Origin of the sequence: Actinomadura rubrisoli (assembly GCF_004349215.1) — a bacterium.
GTDB lineage: Bacteria > Actinomycetota > Actinomycetes > Streptosporangiales > Streptosporangiaceae > Spirillospora > Spirillospora rubrisoli.
In genome coordinates, this window is the sequence record NZ_SMKU01000245.1 from 1 (window position 1) to 14,162 (window position 14,162).

Here is a 14,162-nt window from a genome sequence, read left to right on the forward strand (position 1 = left end):
CCCGCGCCCCTCGCGGAGCGCCGTCCCGGCCGCGACCCGGCCCCCGCACCCGATCGCATCCCCGACAGCGTTCCCGAGAACGTCCCCGGGCATGACCGTGGCCCGAGACGGATCGGGGCGCGCGACGTCGCGCGGAACGCCCGGGACTCCGGGCCCGATCCGCGCACCGGGCTCGCGGCGGCGCGGGACGAGGCCGCCCGCGCCCTCGACGCCCTCGACGCCGCCCGCCGGAGGATGGCGCGGTCCCGCCGCGACGCCGCGGCCGCGGCCCCGGCGCCGGTCGGCTCCCCGGCGGAGGACCGCCAGCTCATCGAGGCCACCCGCGCCCTGGCGCAGGCGGCACGCGAGCTGACGCGGCTCCTGCGGACCCGTGCCCGGGAGCGCCGGGCGGACGCCCCGCGCCGCGCCCCCGGCTCCCCGCGCGGGCGGCGCCCGGACGACGGCGAACCGCTGATCACGCTCGATCTGACGCGCCGCGTCGGCGCGGGCTGGCGGCTCTGCCAGTACTCCAGCGCCGACCGCGACGCCCACCGCTGGCATCTGCGCCACGACGGCCACGCCGCCGGAGCGGTGACCCACTTTCTCAACCTGCGCGGCGAGCGGGCGGGCTGGGAGGCGCACGACGCGCGCGGCTTCCGGCTGCGCCCCGGTCCCGGCGGCGAGGCGTTCGGACGATCCTCGCCGCAACTCTGGGCCACCCGGGCGCTCGCCGTGCGCGCGGCCGTCCGCGCCCACCGCTGCCCCTGACCCGCGTCCGGGCGACGGCGGGCCGCGGACGCTCCGGACGGCGCGCGCCGACGTTTCGCGCCGGTGCCGGGGGTAAGGCCGCAACTATGAAGGCACTCACCTGGCACGGCAAGCGGGACGTCCGCGTGGAGAACGTCCCCGATCCGACGATCAAGGAGCCGGACGACGCGATCATCCGCGTGACCTCGTCCGGGATCTGCGGGTCGGACCTGCACCTGTACGAGGTGCTCGGGCCGTTCCTCGGCGAGGGCGACATCCTCGGCCACGAGCCGATGGGCGTGGTCGAGGAGACCGGGCCGGACGTCGCGCACGTCAAGCCCGGCGACCGCGTTGTCATCCCGTTCAACATCTCCTGCGGGCGCTGCCACATGTGCGGGACGGGCCTGTTCGCGCAGTGCGAGACGACGCAGGTCCGCGAGCACGGCATGGGCGCGGCGCTGTTCGGCTACACCAAGCTGTACGGGCAGGTGCCGGGCGGGCAGGCCGAGTACCTGCGGGTGCCGCAGGCGCACTTCGGCCCGATCAAGGTGCCGGACGGGCCGCCGGACGAGCGGTTCCTCTACCTCTCCGACGTCCTGCCGACCGCGTGGCAGGCGGTGGAGTGGGCCGATGTCCCCGATGGCGGGTCGGTCACCGTGCTCGGGCTCGGGCCGATCGGGCAGATGGCGGGGCGCATCGCCCGCCATCTCGGCCACCGGGTGATCGGCGTCGACTTCGTGCCCGAGCGGCTGGAGATGGCGCGGCGGCACGGGATCGAGGCGCTGGACTCGGACGCGGCCGACGACGTCCCGGACGCGATCCGGCAGCTCACCGGCGGCCGCGGCACCGACTCGGTGATCGACGCGGTCGGGATGGAGGCGCACGGCTCGCCGGGCGCCAAGCTCGCGCAGACCCTCACCGGGCTGCTGCCGGGCGGCACCGCCGCGCCGCTGATGTCGCGCGTCGGCGTGGACCGGCTCGCCGCCCTGATGACCGCGATCGAGGCCGTCCGCCGGGGCGGGACGATCTCGGTCGTCGGCGTGTACGGCGGCATGACCGACCCGATGCCGATGCTGCGGATGTTCGACAAGGGCATCGCGCTGCGAATGGGCCAGGCGCACGTCAAGAGGTGGATCGACGACCTGATGCCGCTCGTGGCAGGCGACGCCGACCCGCTCGGCGTGATGGACCTCGCCACCCACCGCATGCCGCTGGACGAGGCGCCGCGGGCCTACGAGATGTTCCAGAAGAAGCAGGACGGCGCCGTCAAGGTGATCCTGCAGCCCGGTACCTGACCGTCGCCGGGCGTCCGGCGCCCGGCAGGAACGCGGCGAGCAGGACGCCGAGGGCGACGACGCCGGTGGCGATGAGGAACGAGATCCGGAAGCCCGTCATGTTCGGGACCTCCGCCCCGCCGAACGAGGTGGTGTTGCGCGCGAGGACGGTGCCGAGCACCGCGCTGGACACCGAGGTGCCGATCGAGCGCATCAGCGTGTTGAGGCCGTTCGCGGCGCCGGTCTCCGACACGTCCACCGCGCCCATGATCAGCGTGGGCAGCGCCGAGTAGGCGAGCCCGATCCCGGCGCCGACCAGCGTCGAGATCAGCGCGACCTGCCACACCGCGCTCATCAGGCCCTGCGCCGCGGCGTAGGCGCCGCCGATCACCAGCAGGCCGAGGATCAGCGAGGTCTTCGGGCCGCGGGCGGCGGAGATCCGGGCCGACAGCGGCGAGACCAGCATCATCGACACGCCCATCGGCGCGACGGCGAGCCCGGCGACCAGCAGCGACTGCCCGAGGCCGTAGCCGGTGGCGGACGGCAGCTCCAGCAGCTGCGGCAGCACCAGCGACATCGCGTAGAACGAGACGCCGACGGTGATCGCGGTGAGGTGGGTCAGCAGGACCTGGCGGCGGACGGTGGTGCGCAGGTCGACCAGCGGGTCGCGCAGGCGCAGCTCCAGCAGCCCCCACAGGGCCAGGATCGCCAGCCCGGCGGCGGCCAGCCCGAGCGTGAGGGGGCTCGTCCAGCCCCAGTCGCCGCCCTTGGTGATGGGCAGCAGCACGGTCACCAGCCCCAGCGAGAGCCCGGCCGCCCCGGCGTAGTCGAAGCCGCCCCCGGCCCGCACCGGCGACTCGGGCACGGCGACCAGGACGAGGACGAACGACACCGCGCCGAGGGCGGCGGCGCCGTAGAAGAGGGTGTGCCAGCTGTAGTGCTGGGCGACGTAGGCCGCCAGCGGCAGGCCGAGCGCGCCGCCAACGCCGATCGAGGAGCTCATCAGTGCCAGCGCGGAGCCGAGCCGCTCCCTGGGCAGCGCGTCGCGCATCAGGCTGATGCCGAGCGGGATGGCGCCCATCGCGAAGCCCTGGACCGCGCGGCCCGCCACCACGATGAGCAGCTGCGACGTCGCCGCGGCGATGAGCGAGCCGAGCACGACCGTGGAGATGCTCACCAGGATCATCCGCCGCTTGCCGTACAGGTCGCCGAGCCGTCCCATGATCGGGGTGGCGACGGCGCCGGACAGCAGGGTCGCGGTCATCGCCCACGTCGAGTTCGACAGGGAGGTGTGCAGCAGCTCCGGTAGCCGCCCGATCACGGGGATCAGCAGCGTCTGCATCAGCGCGACGACGATGCCGGTGAACGCCAGGACCGCGATCAGCCCGCTACCGCCCGTCGGCTCCGCACTGCCGCCCGTCGGCTCCGCGCCGGGGTCCGGCCCAGGGGCACCGGTGGCCGGGGACGGCGCGGCGTGCCGCGCGCGCTCGGTCGTCGCGGACGGGACGGGGGGCTTCGGGGACACGCTGAATACTCCTCGGGAGCTGTTCCGGCTGGGGCGACCACGCTGGCGGGGGCGCGGCGTACGCCAGTGACCAAGATCCAGAGAGCCCGATTCATTCCCGCCGCGCACGTTTCACCGTTGGAACGAGACAGGGATCACAAACCCGGTCAGGGGGCTGTGAGAAGCTCGAAGTCCCTGCCGGTCGCGCCCGCCGGACGTCTGACATCCTGGGCGCAGCCGGCAGATCGATCTTGGAGGTAGCACCCATGCACCCGTTGCGCGCGGCCATCGAGAAGGGCGACATGGACGCGGTCCCGGCGCTGCTGGCCGGCGGCGTCACCTTCCTCAGCCCGGTCGCGTTCGCCCCCTACGAGGGGCGCGACATGGTCACCGCGATCCTGCGCGGCGTGATGCGGGTGTTCGAGGACTTCCGCTACGTCCGCGAGATCGGGGACCCAGACGGGCGCGACCACGCGCTGATGTTCAAGGCCCGGGTCGGCGACCGGGAGATCCACGGCTGCGACTTCCTGCGCCACGACGAGCAGGGGCTCATCGACGAGTTCTGCGTCATGGTCCGCCCGCTGTCGGGCGCGAACGCGCTCTCCGAGGCGATGGCGGCGCAGTTCGAGACGATCAAGCGCGAGGCGGGCCGGGCCTGACCCTCCCGCCGGCGCCGCCCGGCGGCACCGCCCGGCGGCACCGCCCGGCGGCACCGCCCGGCGCGGCGCGCCCGCTGCCCGCGCGGCCCCGCGCCCGGGGCCGCGCGTTCCGCGTCCGCCCGGGGCCGCGCGTTCCGCACCCTCAGGCGGGGACGTGGTCCTTCTTGCGGGTCCAGTGCCGGTGCGCGGCGATCGCCCTGATCAGCTCGGTGGTGAAGCCGCCGCCCCGGCCCTCGCCGGTGACGACGCCGGAGTCGGCGACCGTCCCGCCGTCCGCGAACTCCACCTCGGTGATCCCGGCCCGCTCCAGCAGGCCGATGCCCGCGTCGAGCGCGCCGATCGCCTTGCAGTGCACGAACGCCTCCGCGACGAAATGCACGGCGTCGCCGTCCTGCGCGAGCGTGCGGACGCTCGCCTCGCCGCCGGGCACCACCACCGCGTCGTACAGGACGGACGCCACGGTCGGCATCGCGCGGGTGACCTCGATCTGGGCGCCGTTCTCGGCCTGGACGAAGCCGTCCTGGGCGGCCAGCACCTCGCAGACGGCGCCCGCCTCGGTCAGCGCTTCGCCGACCGCCGCGACGGCCGAGGAGTCGGCGCCGTCCGCGACGAGGACCGCGACCTTGCGGCCCTGAATCGAGTCGGTGGGCGCGTTGTCCTGGCTCAGCGCGGGCGAGACGCGGCCGTGGTTGGCGGTCACCGGCGCCTCGGGCGGCCGCACGCCCACGCCCTCCGCGACCTGGACGGCCAGGTCGTGGTCGACGTGGTTGAGGTGGCGGACGACGCCCTCGCGGATCTCCTTGTGCTCGCACTTGCCGAGCTCGAACCGGAACGCGCCGACGATGTGCCCCTTCTCCCACTCGGACATGCTGTTCCAGAACAGCGTCGCCTGGGAGTAGTGGTCGGCGAAGCTCTCGCTCCGCTTGCGGATCTTGTTGCCGTCCACCCGCTCCTGGAAGTGCGTGAACGAGCCCTCGCCGCCGACCATCGGGCAGCCGCCCGACAGCGTGTTCTTGTGGTAGCTCGCCTGCCCCTGGTGGATCGCCATCTGGTGGTAGCCGTCGCGGTGGTGGTTGCGCACGTCCGCGACCGGCCGGTTGACGGGGATCTGCGGGAAGTTCGGGCCGCCGAGCCGGATCAGCTGCGTGTCCAGGTAGGAGAACAGCCGGGCCTGGAGCAGCGGGTCGTTGGTGAAGTCGATGCCGGGCACGACGTTGGCGATGTGGAAGGCGACCTGCTCGGTCTCGGCGAAGAAGTTGTCGGGGTTGCGGTCCAGCACCATCGTGCCGACCGGCCGCACCGGCACCTCCTCCTCCGGAATGATCTTGGTGGGGTCGAGCAGGTCGAAGCCGAAGCGGTGCTCGTCCTCGGCGGGGACGAGCTGCACCCCGAACTCGTACTCGGGGAAGTCGCCGTCGTCGATCCGGTCCCACAGGTCGCGCCGGTTGAAGTCGGGGTCCTTGCCCGCGATCTTCTGCGTCTCGTCCCACGCCAGCGAGTGGGTGCCGAGCTTGGGCTTCCAGTGGAACTTCACGAACGTCCCGCGTCCCTCGGCGTTGACGAGCCGGAAGGTGTGGACGCCGAACCCCTGCATCATCGCGTAGCTGCGCGGCAGCGCCCGGTCGGACATCAGCCACATCATCATGTGCATCGTCTCGGGCTGGAGCTGCACGAAGTCCCACAGGGTGTCGTGCGCCGACGACGCCTGCGGGATCTCGTTCGGCGGCTCGGGCTTCACCGCGTGCACGAAGTCGGGGAACTTGATGCCGTCCTGGATGAAGAACACCGGCATGTTGTTGCCGACGAGGTCGAAGTTGCCCTGCCCGGTGTAGAACTTCGTCGCGAAGCCCCGGACGTCCCGGACGGTGTCGGCCGAGCCCCGCGACCCGGCGACGGTGGAGAACCGCACGAACACCGGCGTGGTCAGCGACGTGTCGCACAGGAACTCGGCGGTCGTGTACTCGGCGAGCGACTCGTGGAGGCGGAAATGCCCGTAAGCTCCCGCGCCGCGCGCGTGGACGACCCGCTCGGGGATCCGCTCGTGGTCGAAATGGGTGATCTTCTCGCGGAGATGGAAGTCGTCCATCAGGGTGGGGCCGCGCTCGCCGGCGGCGAGCGAGTTGTCGGTGTCGTCGACGCCGATTCCCTGGTCGGTGGTGAGCGCGGCGCCCTCCGGCCCCACTCGCCAGCGCTCCAGCTGCTCCTGCTTCCGGTCATCGCCGCCGGCGGGATTGGCCATGCTCAGCTCCCTTGAAGGTGAAGTGACTCCGTCGCTCCCGCTACCCGACGTTGTCGGCGGCATGCACGGTTTGACCGGAACTTGAGTTCCGCCGGACGGACCCGCTGCCGGGGGCGGCTCGCCACGCGATCAACAACCCGGCGCCCACACGACGCGTGCCGTAGAGTGTCGCGCCTCACGCCACATACCTAAGTTGAGCCGACCGGGCGTCTGGACGAGGAGCTGCCACGACCTCACTGCGATGTGCAGGTAGTCGCCTCAAGTGTCGATAGCCTCAGCGTTGCGATCGCGTGCGAAGCCAGGTTCGAGCGAAGCAAGAACCTGATCGCGCAGCGAGCCCCTGGGCGAGCCGGAGCGATGCAGCGATCGCCGCAGGGCCCGCCGAAGGAGGGCCCCCAGGCCCGACGCCAAGGGCACTGCCATAGAAGGAGTACAGATGGCGGAGAAGGTCATTCGCGTGGACGACATCGACGGCTCCGAAGGGGACGATGTCGCAAAGCGGGACTTCGAAGTCTTGGGTCGGACGTTCACGATCGACTTGAGCGATGACAACTACACGCGCCTGAACGAGATGCTGGACGCCCTGACGCCGTTCATCGACAACGCCGCCGAGGTGAAGCCCGCCGGGAAGGGCCGCAAGTCGGGCCGCACCGCCAAGATCAAGGGGTACACGAACGGCGATGTGCGCGAGTGGGCATTGCGTGAGGGCGTTGAAGTGTCCGAACGTGGCAAGATATCGGATGAGGTCTATGCTGCATTCATCGAGACACATCCGGACGCGAAGCCGGACGCATAGCTAGGGAGTCCCCGCATGGCACAGAAGGTCGAAGTCCTTCTCGTGGACGACATCGACGGCGGAGAGGCTGACGAGACCGTCAGCTTTTCCCTCGATGGCACCACTTACGAGATCGACCTGAGCAAGAAGAACGCCGCCAAGCTCCGCGGCGGCCTTGAGCCGTTCGTCTCCAGCGCACGCAAGGCGCGCAAGGCCACCGGCCGCGCGGGCCGAGGCGCCCGGACGACCAACAGCCGCGAGCGGTCCGCCGAGATTCGCGAGTGGGCGAAGAGCAACGGCATCAAGGTCAATGAGCGGGGCCGCATCCCCGCCAATGTGATCGAGAAGTACGAGGCCGCGCACTAGCGGCCGCGGCGCCGGCGGCGTTCGGCGCCGACAGGAGGGGGCCGGGGTGGAATTCTCATCCCCGGCCCCCTCGCACATACTCCAACACCCGGGCAAATCGCCTTTTCTGCGCGGATTGCCGCCCCCCGCGCTCGGATCCGCGTTTCCGGGCGCCCGTTCCAACGGCGCGTTCCAGCGGCCCGTTCCAACGCCCTCGTTCCGGCACGGAATTTTCGCTTGGCGGAGGGCGGCCGGCGATGCCGTCCCCCCGTACTCGGAACGGCGTGCGTGCGCGGGTCCACCGCTCTAACCTCGGCCTGGGGAATGTTCGGGCGGTGCGTCCAGGGGCCGGCGCCCACGACGAACGCCAAAGGCGCCGCGAGTGCGGCCGAGGGGGCAGAGCTGTTGAGACGCGCGACGCGACGCGACCGTGTCCGTTACTGGTTCGACACCACCATGGCGAAGGGGACGCCGGCGCTCATCGGCTGGCTCGGGCTGGCCTCGCTCGCGCTGGTGCTCGTGGTGGCGAGCGCCGCCGTGGTCGTCGCCCCGCGCGACAGCGGCGCGCACGGGAACTGGCCCGGCATGGTGTGGCGCAGCCTGCTGCGCACGCTCGACCCCGGCACGATGGGCGACGACACCGGCACCGGCCCGTTCCTGGCGCTGATGCTCGTCTCCACGATCGGCGGGATCTTCATCGTCAGCGCCCTGATCGGCGTGCTCACCACCGGCCTGGAATCTAAGATCACCGAGCTGCGCAAGGGGCGGTCGCGGATCGTCGAGCACGACCACACCGTCCTGCTCGGCTGGTCCGAGCAGGTCTTCACCGTCGTCACCGAGCTGGTGGAGGCCAACCAGAGCGAGCGCAGGTCGTGCGTGGCGATCCTCGCGGGCCGCGACAAGGTCGAGATGGAGGACGCGCTCAGGGCGCGGGTGGGCGACTTCGGCCGCACCCGGATCGTGTGCCGCACCGGCAACCCGCTGAAGGTCGCCGACCTGGAGCTGGTCAGCCCCGGCACCGCCCGCTCGATCCTGGTGCTGGCGCCGGAGGTCCCCGACGCCGATACCCACGTCATCAAGGTGCTGCTCTCGCTCGGCGCCCGAGCCTGGGAGCGGCGGCGGCCGCACGTCGTCGCCGCCGTCCACGACTCGGCCAACCTGCCCGCGGCCCGGCTGGCGGGCGGCGCCGCCGCGCGGGTCATCGACGCCGACGACATCGCGATCCGGCTGATCGTCCAGTCGCACCGGCAGTCGGGGCTGTCGCAGGTCTGCACCGACCTGCTGGACTTCGCGGGCCACGAGTTCTACATGCGGCCCGAACCGGCCCTCGCGGGCACGACGTTCGGCGCGGCGCTGTCGGCCTACGACCTCGGCGTCCCGGCGGGGCTGCGGCGCGCGGACGGGGCCGTCCTGCTGAACCCGCCGATGGACACCGTGATCCGCGCCGACGACGAGGTCATCGTGCTGGCCGAGGACGACCTGCTCATCCGGCTGCGCGGCGGCGCCCCGCCGCCCGTCGCCGAGCCCGCCATCACCACCGCGACGCCGCGCGAGCCGGTGCCCGAGCGCACCCTGGTGCTCGGCTGGAACCACCGCGCCCCGAAGATCATCGAGCTGCTGGACGACTTCGTCGCCGCCGGGTCGGAGCTGGTGGTGGCCGCCCCGCGCGAGGACCCCACCGGCGACATCGGCCCGTTCGCCAACCTCAAGGTCGGCTTCAGCCGCGCCGAGCCGACCGACCGGCCGTCGCTGGAGGCCCTCGACGCGGGCGGCTACCAGCGCATCGTCGTGCTGTCGGACGCCGGGTTCGACCGCGAGCACGCCGACGCCCGCACCCTGGTCACGCTGCTGCACCTGCGCGACATGGAGGACGCGCTCGGCGACCCGTACTCGATCGTCAGCGAGATCAACGACGACGCCAACCGGGAGGTCGCGCAGGTCACCAAGGCCGACGACTTCGTGGTCAGCGACAAGCTGATCAGCCTGATGCTCACCCAGCTCAGCGAGAACCAGCACCTCTACGAGGTCTTCGCCGACCTGCTCGACCCGGCCGGGTCGGAGATCTACCTCAAGCCCGCCTGCGACTACCTCGCCCCGGGCAGCACCGCCGACTTCGCCACGGTCATCGAGTCCGCCCGGCGGCGCGGCGAGGTCGCCCTCGGCTACCGCCTCCAGACCCGGTTCCACGAACCGCCCGGCTACGGCGTGGTGCTCAACCCGGACAAGACCGCGCCCCTGGCGCTCTCCCCCGACGACCGCGTCATCGTGCTCGCGGAGAACTAAGGACGCGAGCCGCATTTCCGGGCACCGAGCGCGAAAATACGCGTGCGGAACGTGCCGTCCATCGCTCACAATTGAGTCACGGGGTGATCATTGTGGGCGATCAGATGATGCTGCTGGGAGCACGGATAGCGGAGATCGAAGCCCTGTACGCGTGTGCTCTGGAGGAGACCGACCCGCGTGCGGAGCGCCGCCTCCTGGCCGAGCTGGCGGAGGCGGGCGTCCGACTGGCGAAGGAGACGGGCGCGGCCGTCCCACGTCCCCGTGAGGGCGGGCGGCCAAGGCTGCGGCGCCGGATCGTCCGGACGCAGCGCACGGCCGACTGGATCATCGCGCGCACCACCCGCCGGACGGGCTGACCCGGTGCGCGCGCCGGCCTGTCCCCGCGAGCGCGAACGCGGGGGCGGGCCGGGACAGGCGGGCGGTCAGTTGAGGGTGCGGGCGTCGTCGGCGGGAAGCACGAGTTCCTGCCCGGCGCGCAGGGCACTGGTGACGCGCTCGCGAAGCGCCGTCTCGGCGCGGCGCGCGTCCTGCGCCATGGCCTCGATCTCGGCGCCGGCCATAGCGTCGCCGGCGGTGCTGGCGAGCAGGTCCCGGTAGCGGGCGTTCTGCTCGGGGAGGCTCTGCAGCACCCGCGACTCGTGGTAGGCGTCGTCGGCCTCGCCGGCACGCAGGGCGTAGGACTCCAGGGCCTCGATCCGCCGGGTGATCGACTGGACCGACAGCTCCAGCGCCCGGTCCTGCGGTTCGAGGAGGGCGCGGACGCCGGCCGACAGCCGCTCGGGCTGCTGGGCGCGGCGCTCCCGGCGCAGCCGCGTGTGCTCGGCGAGCGCCCCGGCGATCGCCCACTCCTGCCGGGGCAGGACGATCTTGTTGTTGACGTCGTCGAGCAGCCCGGCGCCGTGGGACTGCGAGCCGAGGACGCCGTCGATCGCGTGCTGGGCGCGGACGAGGAGCCGCGCGGCGGACCGGTCGAAGTCCCCGGGCAGCAGGTAGGAGCCGTGGTACTCGCGGGCCGCGCGGGCGGCGGCCGGCTCGCGGACGTGCCGGACCGCGCCGACGACCCACCCGGCGAAGCTGGCCGCCGCGAGCGCGGCGGCGGCCTCCGGCTGCCCGAGCAAGATCAGCAGGATCTGCAGGGCCGGGGTGAGCATCATCGCGGCGACGGGCAGCCTGCCCCACCGGATCGCGGCGCCCATCAGGTCGTCCTGGTCGAGCGAGGCGAGGAAGAACACCCGCAGCCAGCCGCCGGGCAGCACGCCGTAGAAGACCGCGAACGCGGGGATCCACACCAGCCGGGCGGCGAGGGTGGTGGCGCGGACGCGCGGGCGCGGCGGCGCGGGCTTGCCGGCCGGGACCAGGCGCTCTGGGGCCGCGGCGAGCAGCGCGCGGTCGGCCTCGGGAATGCCGGGGTCGAAGACCGGACGGGGACGGCACTCGTCGTTCATCGCACTCCCCATCGTTTTCGGGGACCTACTTCACCTGGTCTCCGGTGATCCCGTGATAGCACGGAGCCAGGTCACCTCCCAGATTGTCACGAGATTCGCACATTCGGCGAACATCAGGTGGACTGTCCATTCTCCTGCGGCAAGGGCGACCTCTTAGCCATGTCCTAAATTGCTGCACGCGGCGGCCCGTCCGGGGTGGAGTGTGTGCCCATGACCATCGCCCTCGCAGTGATCTTCGCCGGAGTCCTGCACGCCACGTGGAACGCCATCGCGAAGGGCGCGGCCGACCACTGGGCCTCGTTCGCCTTCATCGGCCTCGGCCAGATGCTGGTGGTCGTGCCGCTGATGGCGGTCACCGGCCCACCCGCGGCCGCCGCGTGGCCGTGGCTGGGGCTGTCGGTCGCCGTGCATGTCGTCTACCTGGGGCTGCTGCTGAAGTCGTACCAGCTGGGCGACTTCGGCCAGATGTACCCGCTCGCCCGGGGGAGCGCTCCATTGCTCGTGGCGCTGGTGGCGGCGCTCGCGCTCCACGAGCGGCCGTCCTGGATCCAGGTCGCCGGGGTGGTCGTCATCTGCGGCGGCCTCTCGGTGCTGGCGTTCACCGGCTGCGGCACCGCCGAGCGGGCCGGCGGGCCGGGCGGTGAGGGCCCGGCGCGGGAGCCGCGCGCGGTGGTGGCGGCGCTGCTGACCGGCGCGTCCATCGCGTCCTACACGCTGGTGGACGGGGTCGGGGTGCGCGCGGCGGAGGGGACGGTGCCGTACGCGGTGTGGCTGTTCGGCATCGAGGCCCCGCTGACCGTCATGATCATCTTGGCGCTGCGCGGCACCGGGACGGTCACCCGGCTGGACCGGCGGCAGCAGGCGGCGGGCCTCACCGGCGGGCTGATCTCGATGGCCGCGTACGGGATCGTGCTGTGGGCGCAGACGCGCGGCACCCTCGCGACCGTGGCGGCGCTCCGCGAGACCGGCGTGGTCTCCGGCGCGGTCATAGGGGCGGTGTTCTTCTCCGAACGGCTAGGCCCCCGCCGCATAGCCGCCGCCTGCGTAGTCGCGGCCGGCGCCATCCTCCTGACAGCGCACTGAGCCAACTCCTCACGGCCCACTGAGCCATGCTCTCCACCGCCCAAAGAGCCATCCGCTCAACCGCCCGCAGATCCGGGTTTCGAACGACCTCAGCCACCGCGCGAGCGCGCGTCCTGACCGGGGATGCGAAGCCGAAGGCGAGCATCCCCGGGAAGATCGCGAAGCGATTCGCGCTCGCACAATCACGGTCAAGGCCGCGAGCCGCTAGGCGAGTGGCCTTGGGCCGAGATTGCAGTCAACACAGCAGCGGTGATGTTGGTGCGCGAGGGGCGCGGGAGGATCGCGGCCAGGTGCGCGTCCGGGCGGACGAGCCAGACCTCGCCGGGCCGCAGGCCGAGCGCGGTGGCGAGCCCGCCCGTGGGGTCCAGGTCCGCGGGGCGCAGCACCCGGACGGGCAGGCCGGGCGCCACGTCCTCGAAGCCGGCCTCGATGCCCGCGTCCGCGCCCACGTCGGCGGCGGTCAGCAGGGTGAAGCCGTCGCGCAGCAGCTCGCGCAGGCGGGCCGCCCGGCCGCCGCGGAGCGGCGCGTCGGGGACGATCACGCCGGGCGCGGGCGGCTGGACGGCGCCCTTCGGCGGCCGTCCGGTCGGCGGGCGCGTCGGCTCCGGCGTGGTCAGCGGCGACGCGGTGTACCAGAACGGCTCGGCGAACCGGCCCGAGTCGATCGAGGCCGCCGTCGCGGGGTCGGCGGCGGCCCGTTCCAGGGCGCGCCTGCGCGCCGTCCAGCCCTCGTCGGTCTGCGGGACGAGGAAGCGCATGGTCGCCGAGGTGACGTCGAGGTTCTCCTGCGCCGCGGCGCGGCGCTCGGCGTCGAAGGTGGCGACCAGGGCGGGCGGGGCCCAGCCGCGCACCGTGAAGGCGATCTTCCAGGCGGCGTTCTCGGCGTCGGGGACGCCGGAGTTCAGGCCGCGGGCGCCGAAGGGCGCGAACTGGTGGGCGCAGTCCCCGGCCAGCAGGACGCGCCCGACGCGCATCCGGTCGGCGACACGCGAGTGGAAGGTGTAGACCGACGCCCACATCACCTCGTACGGGCGGGCGCCGATGATCTGCCGGACGCGGCGGTCCAGGCCGCCGCCCATCTCGTCGGCGAGGGAGAAGCCCGGCGGGACCTGCCAGTCGATCCGGTATCGGGACTCCGGGCACGGGTGGATGAGCACCTGCCGCCCCGGATTCCACGGCGGGTCGAAGTAGAAGCGGCGCTCGTGCTCCCAGCCGGGGAGGTCGGCCCGCAGGTCCACGATGAGGAAGCGGTCGCCGAAGCTCTCGCCGGGGAAGCCGACGCCGAGCGCCTCGCGGACGCCCGGCCGCCCCCCGGAGCATGCGATCACGTACGGGGCGCGGACGGACGGGCCGTCCGCGCAGCGCAGGGTGACGCCGTCCGCGTCCTGGTCCAGGCCCGTCACCTCGCAGCCCCAGCGGATCTCCACGAGCGGCTCGGTGGCGGCGCGCTCCTCCAGGATCTCCTCGGTGCGCGACTGCGAGATGTTCACGCACGGCGGCAGCGTCCCGGCGTCGGCGAACCGCCAGGAGAACAGTTCGGTATCGCGGTAGTAGGTGCGGGCGGTCGTCCACGCCAGCCCCTCGTCGGCGATGGCGCCCGCCCCGGCCGCCGCCCAGATGTCCAGGACGTCGCGCTGCTGGCAGATCGACCGGGACCCGATCGCCTCGCGGGCCGGGCGGCGCTCCAGGACGAGCGCCGGCACGCCCCACCTGGCGAGCAGCAGCGCGGCGGTCAGCCCCACGGGCCCCGCCCCGATCACCGCGACCGGCTCCATCCGCCTCCTTCCCGGGGACTCCCCGGCCCTTCACGATCCCGCGCCCTTCACGAT

The 14,162-nt window shown here is 72.8% G+C and carries 12 protein-coding genes; 8 read left to right on the forward strand and 4 right to left on the reverse strand.

Going from position 1 to position 14,162, the window contains the following annotated elements:
* On the forward strand, positions 1–747 hold a 747-nt coding region (locus E1298_RS48650), incomplete at its 5' end, for a hypothetical protein (RefSeq protein WP_207944984.1).
* A gap of 86 nt (positions 748–833) precedes the next feature.
* Complete coding sequence (locus tag E1298_RS33145) at positions 834–2,021, forward strand: zinc-dependent alcohol dehydrogenase (protein ID WP_131900338.1); 1,188 nt, start codon at positions 834–836, stop codon at positions 2,019–2,021.
* On the opposite strand, the gene E1298_RS33150 is transcribed toward E1298_RS33145, so the two are convergent.
* Positions 1,993–3,525, reverse strand: a complete 1,533-nt coding sequence (locus E1298_RS33150) for an MFS transporter (RefSeq protein ID WP_243725958.1) — start codon at positions 3,523–3,525, stop codon at positions 1,993–1,995. The two genes, E1298_RS33145 and E1298_RS33150, sit on opposite strands and share 29 nt — an antisense overlap.
* A gap of 245 nt (positions 3,526–3,770) precedes the next feature.
* Between E1298_RS33150 and E1298_RS33155 the strand changes: the two genes are divergently transcribed.
* A complete protein-coding gene (locus E1298_RS33155) occupies positions 3,771–4,163 on the forward strand; it encodes a nuclear transport factor 2 family protein (protein ID WP_131900342.1) in 393 nt (130 codons plus the stop codon).
* Positions 4,164–4,305: 142 nt separating this feature from the next.
* On the opposite strand, the gene E1298_RS33160 is transcribed toward E1298_RS33155, so the two are convergent.
* Positions 4,306–6,402 (reverse strand): catalase, encoded by a 2,097-nt coding sequence (locus E1298_RS33160; protein WP_131900344.1) that lies wholly within the window; start codon positions 6,400–6,402, stop codon positions 4,306–4,308.
* 436 nt (positions 6,403–6,838) lie between these two features.
* Here E1298_RS33160 and E1298_RS33165 point away from each other — a divergent pair, with 436 nt between their 5' ends.
* From E1298_RS33165 to E1298_RS48655, 4 genes are all read left to right on the forward strand, one after another.
* Entirely contained in the window at positions 6,839–7,198 is a 360-nt protein-coding gene (locus E1298_RS33165) for a histone-like nucleoid-structuring protein Lsr2 (protein WP_131900346.1), read from the forward strand.
* A 15-nt stretch (positions 7,199–7,213) separates the two neighbouring features.
* Positions 7,214–7,543: a histone-like nucleoid-structuring protein Lsr2 gene (locus tag E1298_RS33170; protein ID WP_131900348.1), complete on the forward strand. Its 330-nt coding sequence runs from the start codon at positions 7,214–7,216 to the stop codon at positions 7,541–7,543.
* 384 nt (positions 7,544–7,927) lie between these two features.
* A complete protein-coding gene (locus E1298_RS33175; RefSeq protein WP_424923178.1) occupies positions 7,928–9,805 on the forward strand; it encodes a CASTOR/POLLUX-related putative ion channel in 1,878 nt (625 codons plus the stop codon).
* Between the two features lie 92 nt (positions 9,806–9,897).
* A complete protein-coding gene (locus E1298_RS48655) occupies positions 9,898–10,161 on the forward strand; it encodes a hypothetical protein (protein ID WP_165975803.1) in 264 nt (87 codons plus the stop codon).
* A gap of 66 nt (positions 10,162–10,227) precedes the next feature.
* Here E1298_RS48655 and E1298_RS33180 read toward each other — a convergent pair whose 3' ends face one another.
* Positions 10,228–11,250 carry a hypothetical protein gene (locus E1298_RS33180; protein WP_131900352.1) on the reverse strand — a complete coding sequence of 341 codons (1,023 nt, stop codon included), beginning with the start codon at positions 11,248–11,250 and terminating at the stop codon, positions 10,228–10,230.
* Positions 11,251–11,460: 210 nt separating this feature from the next.
* Between E1298_RS33180 and E1298_RS33185 the strand changes: the two genes are divergently transcribed.
* The gene (locus E1298_RS33185) at positions 11,461–12,333 is read left to right on the forward strand and encodes an EamA family transporter (RefSeq protein WP_131900354.1); all 873 of its coding nucleotides are present in this window, start codon (positions 11,461–11,463) and stop codon (positions 12,331–12,333) included.
* A 188-nt stretch (positions 12,334–12,521) separates the two neighbouring features.
* Here E1298_RS33185 and E1298_RS33190 read toward each other — a convergent pair whose 3' ends face one another.
* A complete protein-coding gene (locus E1298_RS33190) occupies positions 12,522–14,108 on the reverse strand; it encodes an FAD-dependent monooxygenase (RefSeq protein WP_131900356.1) in 1,587 nt (528 codons plus the stop codon).
* Positions 14,109–14,162: the final 54 nt, after the last annotated feature.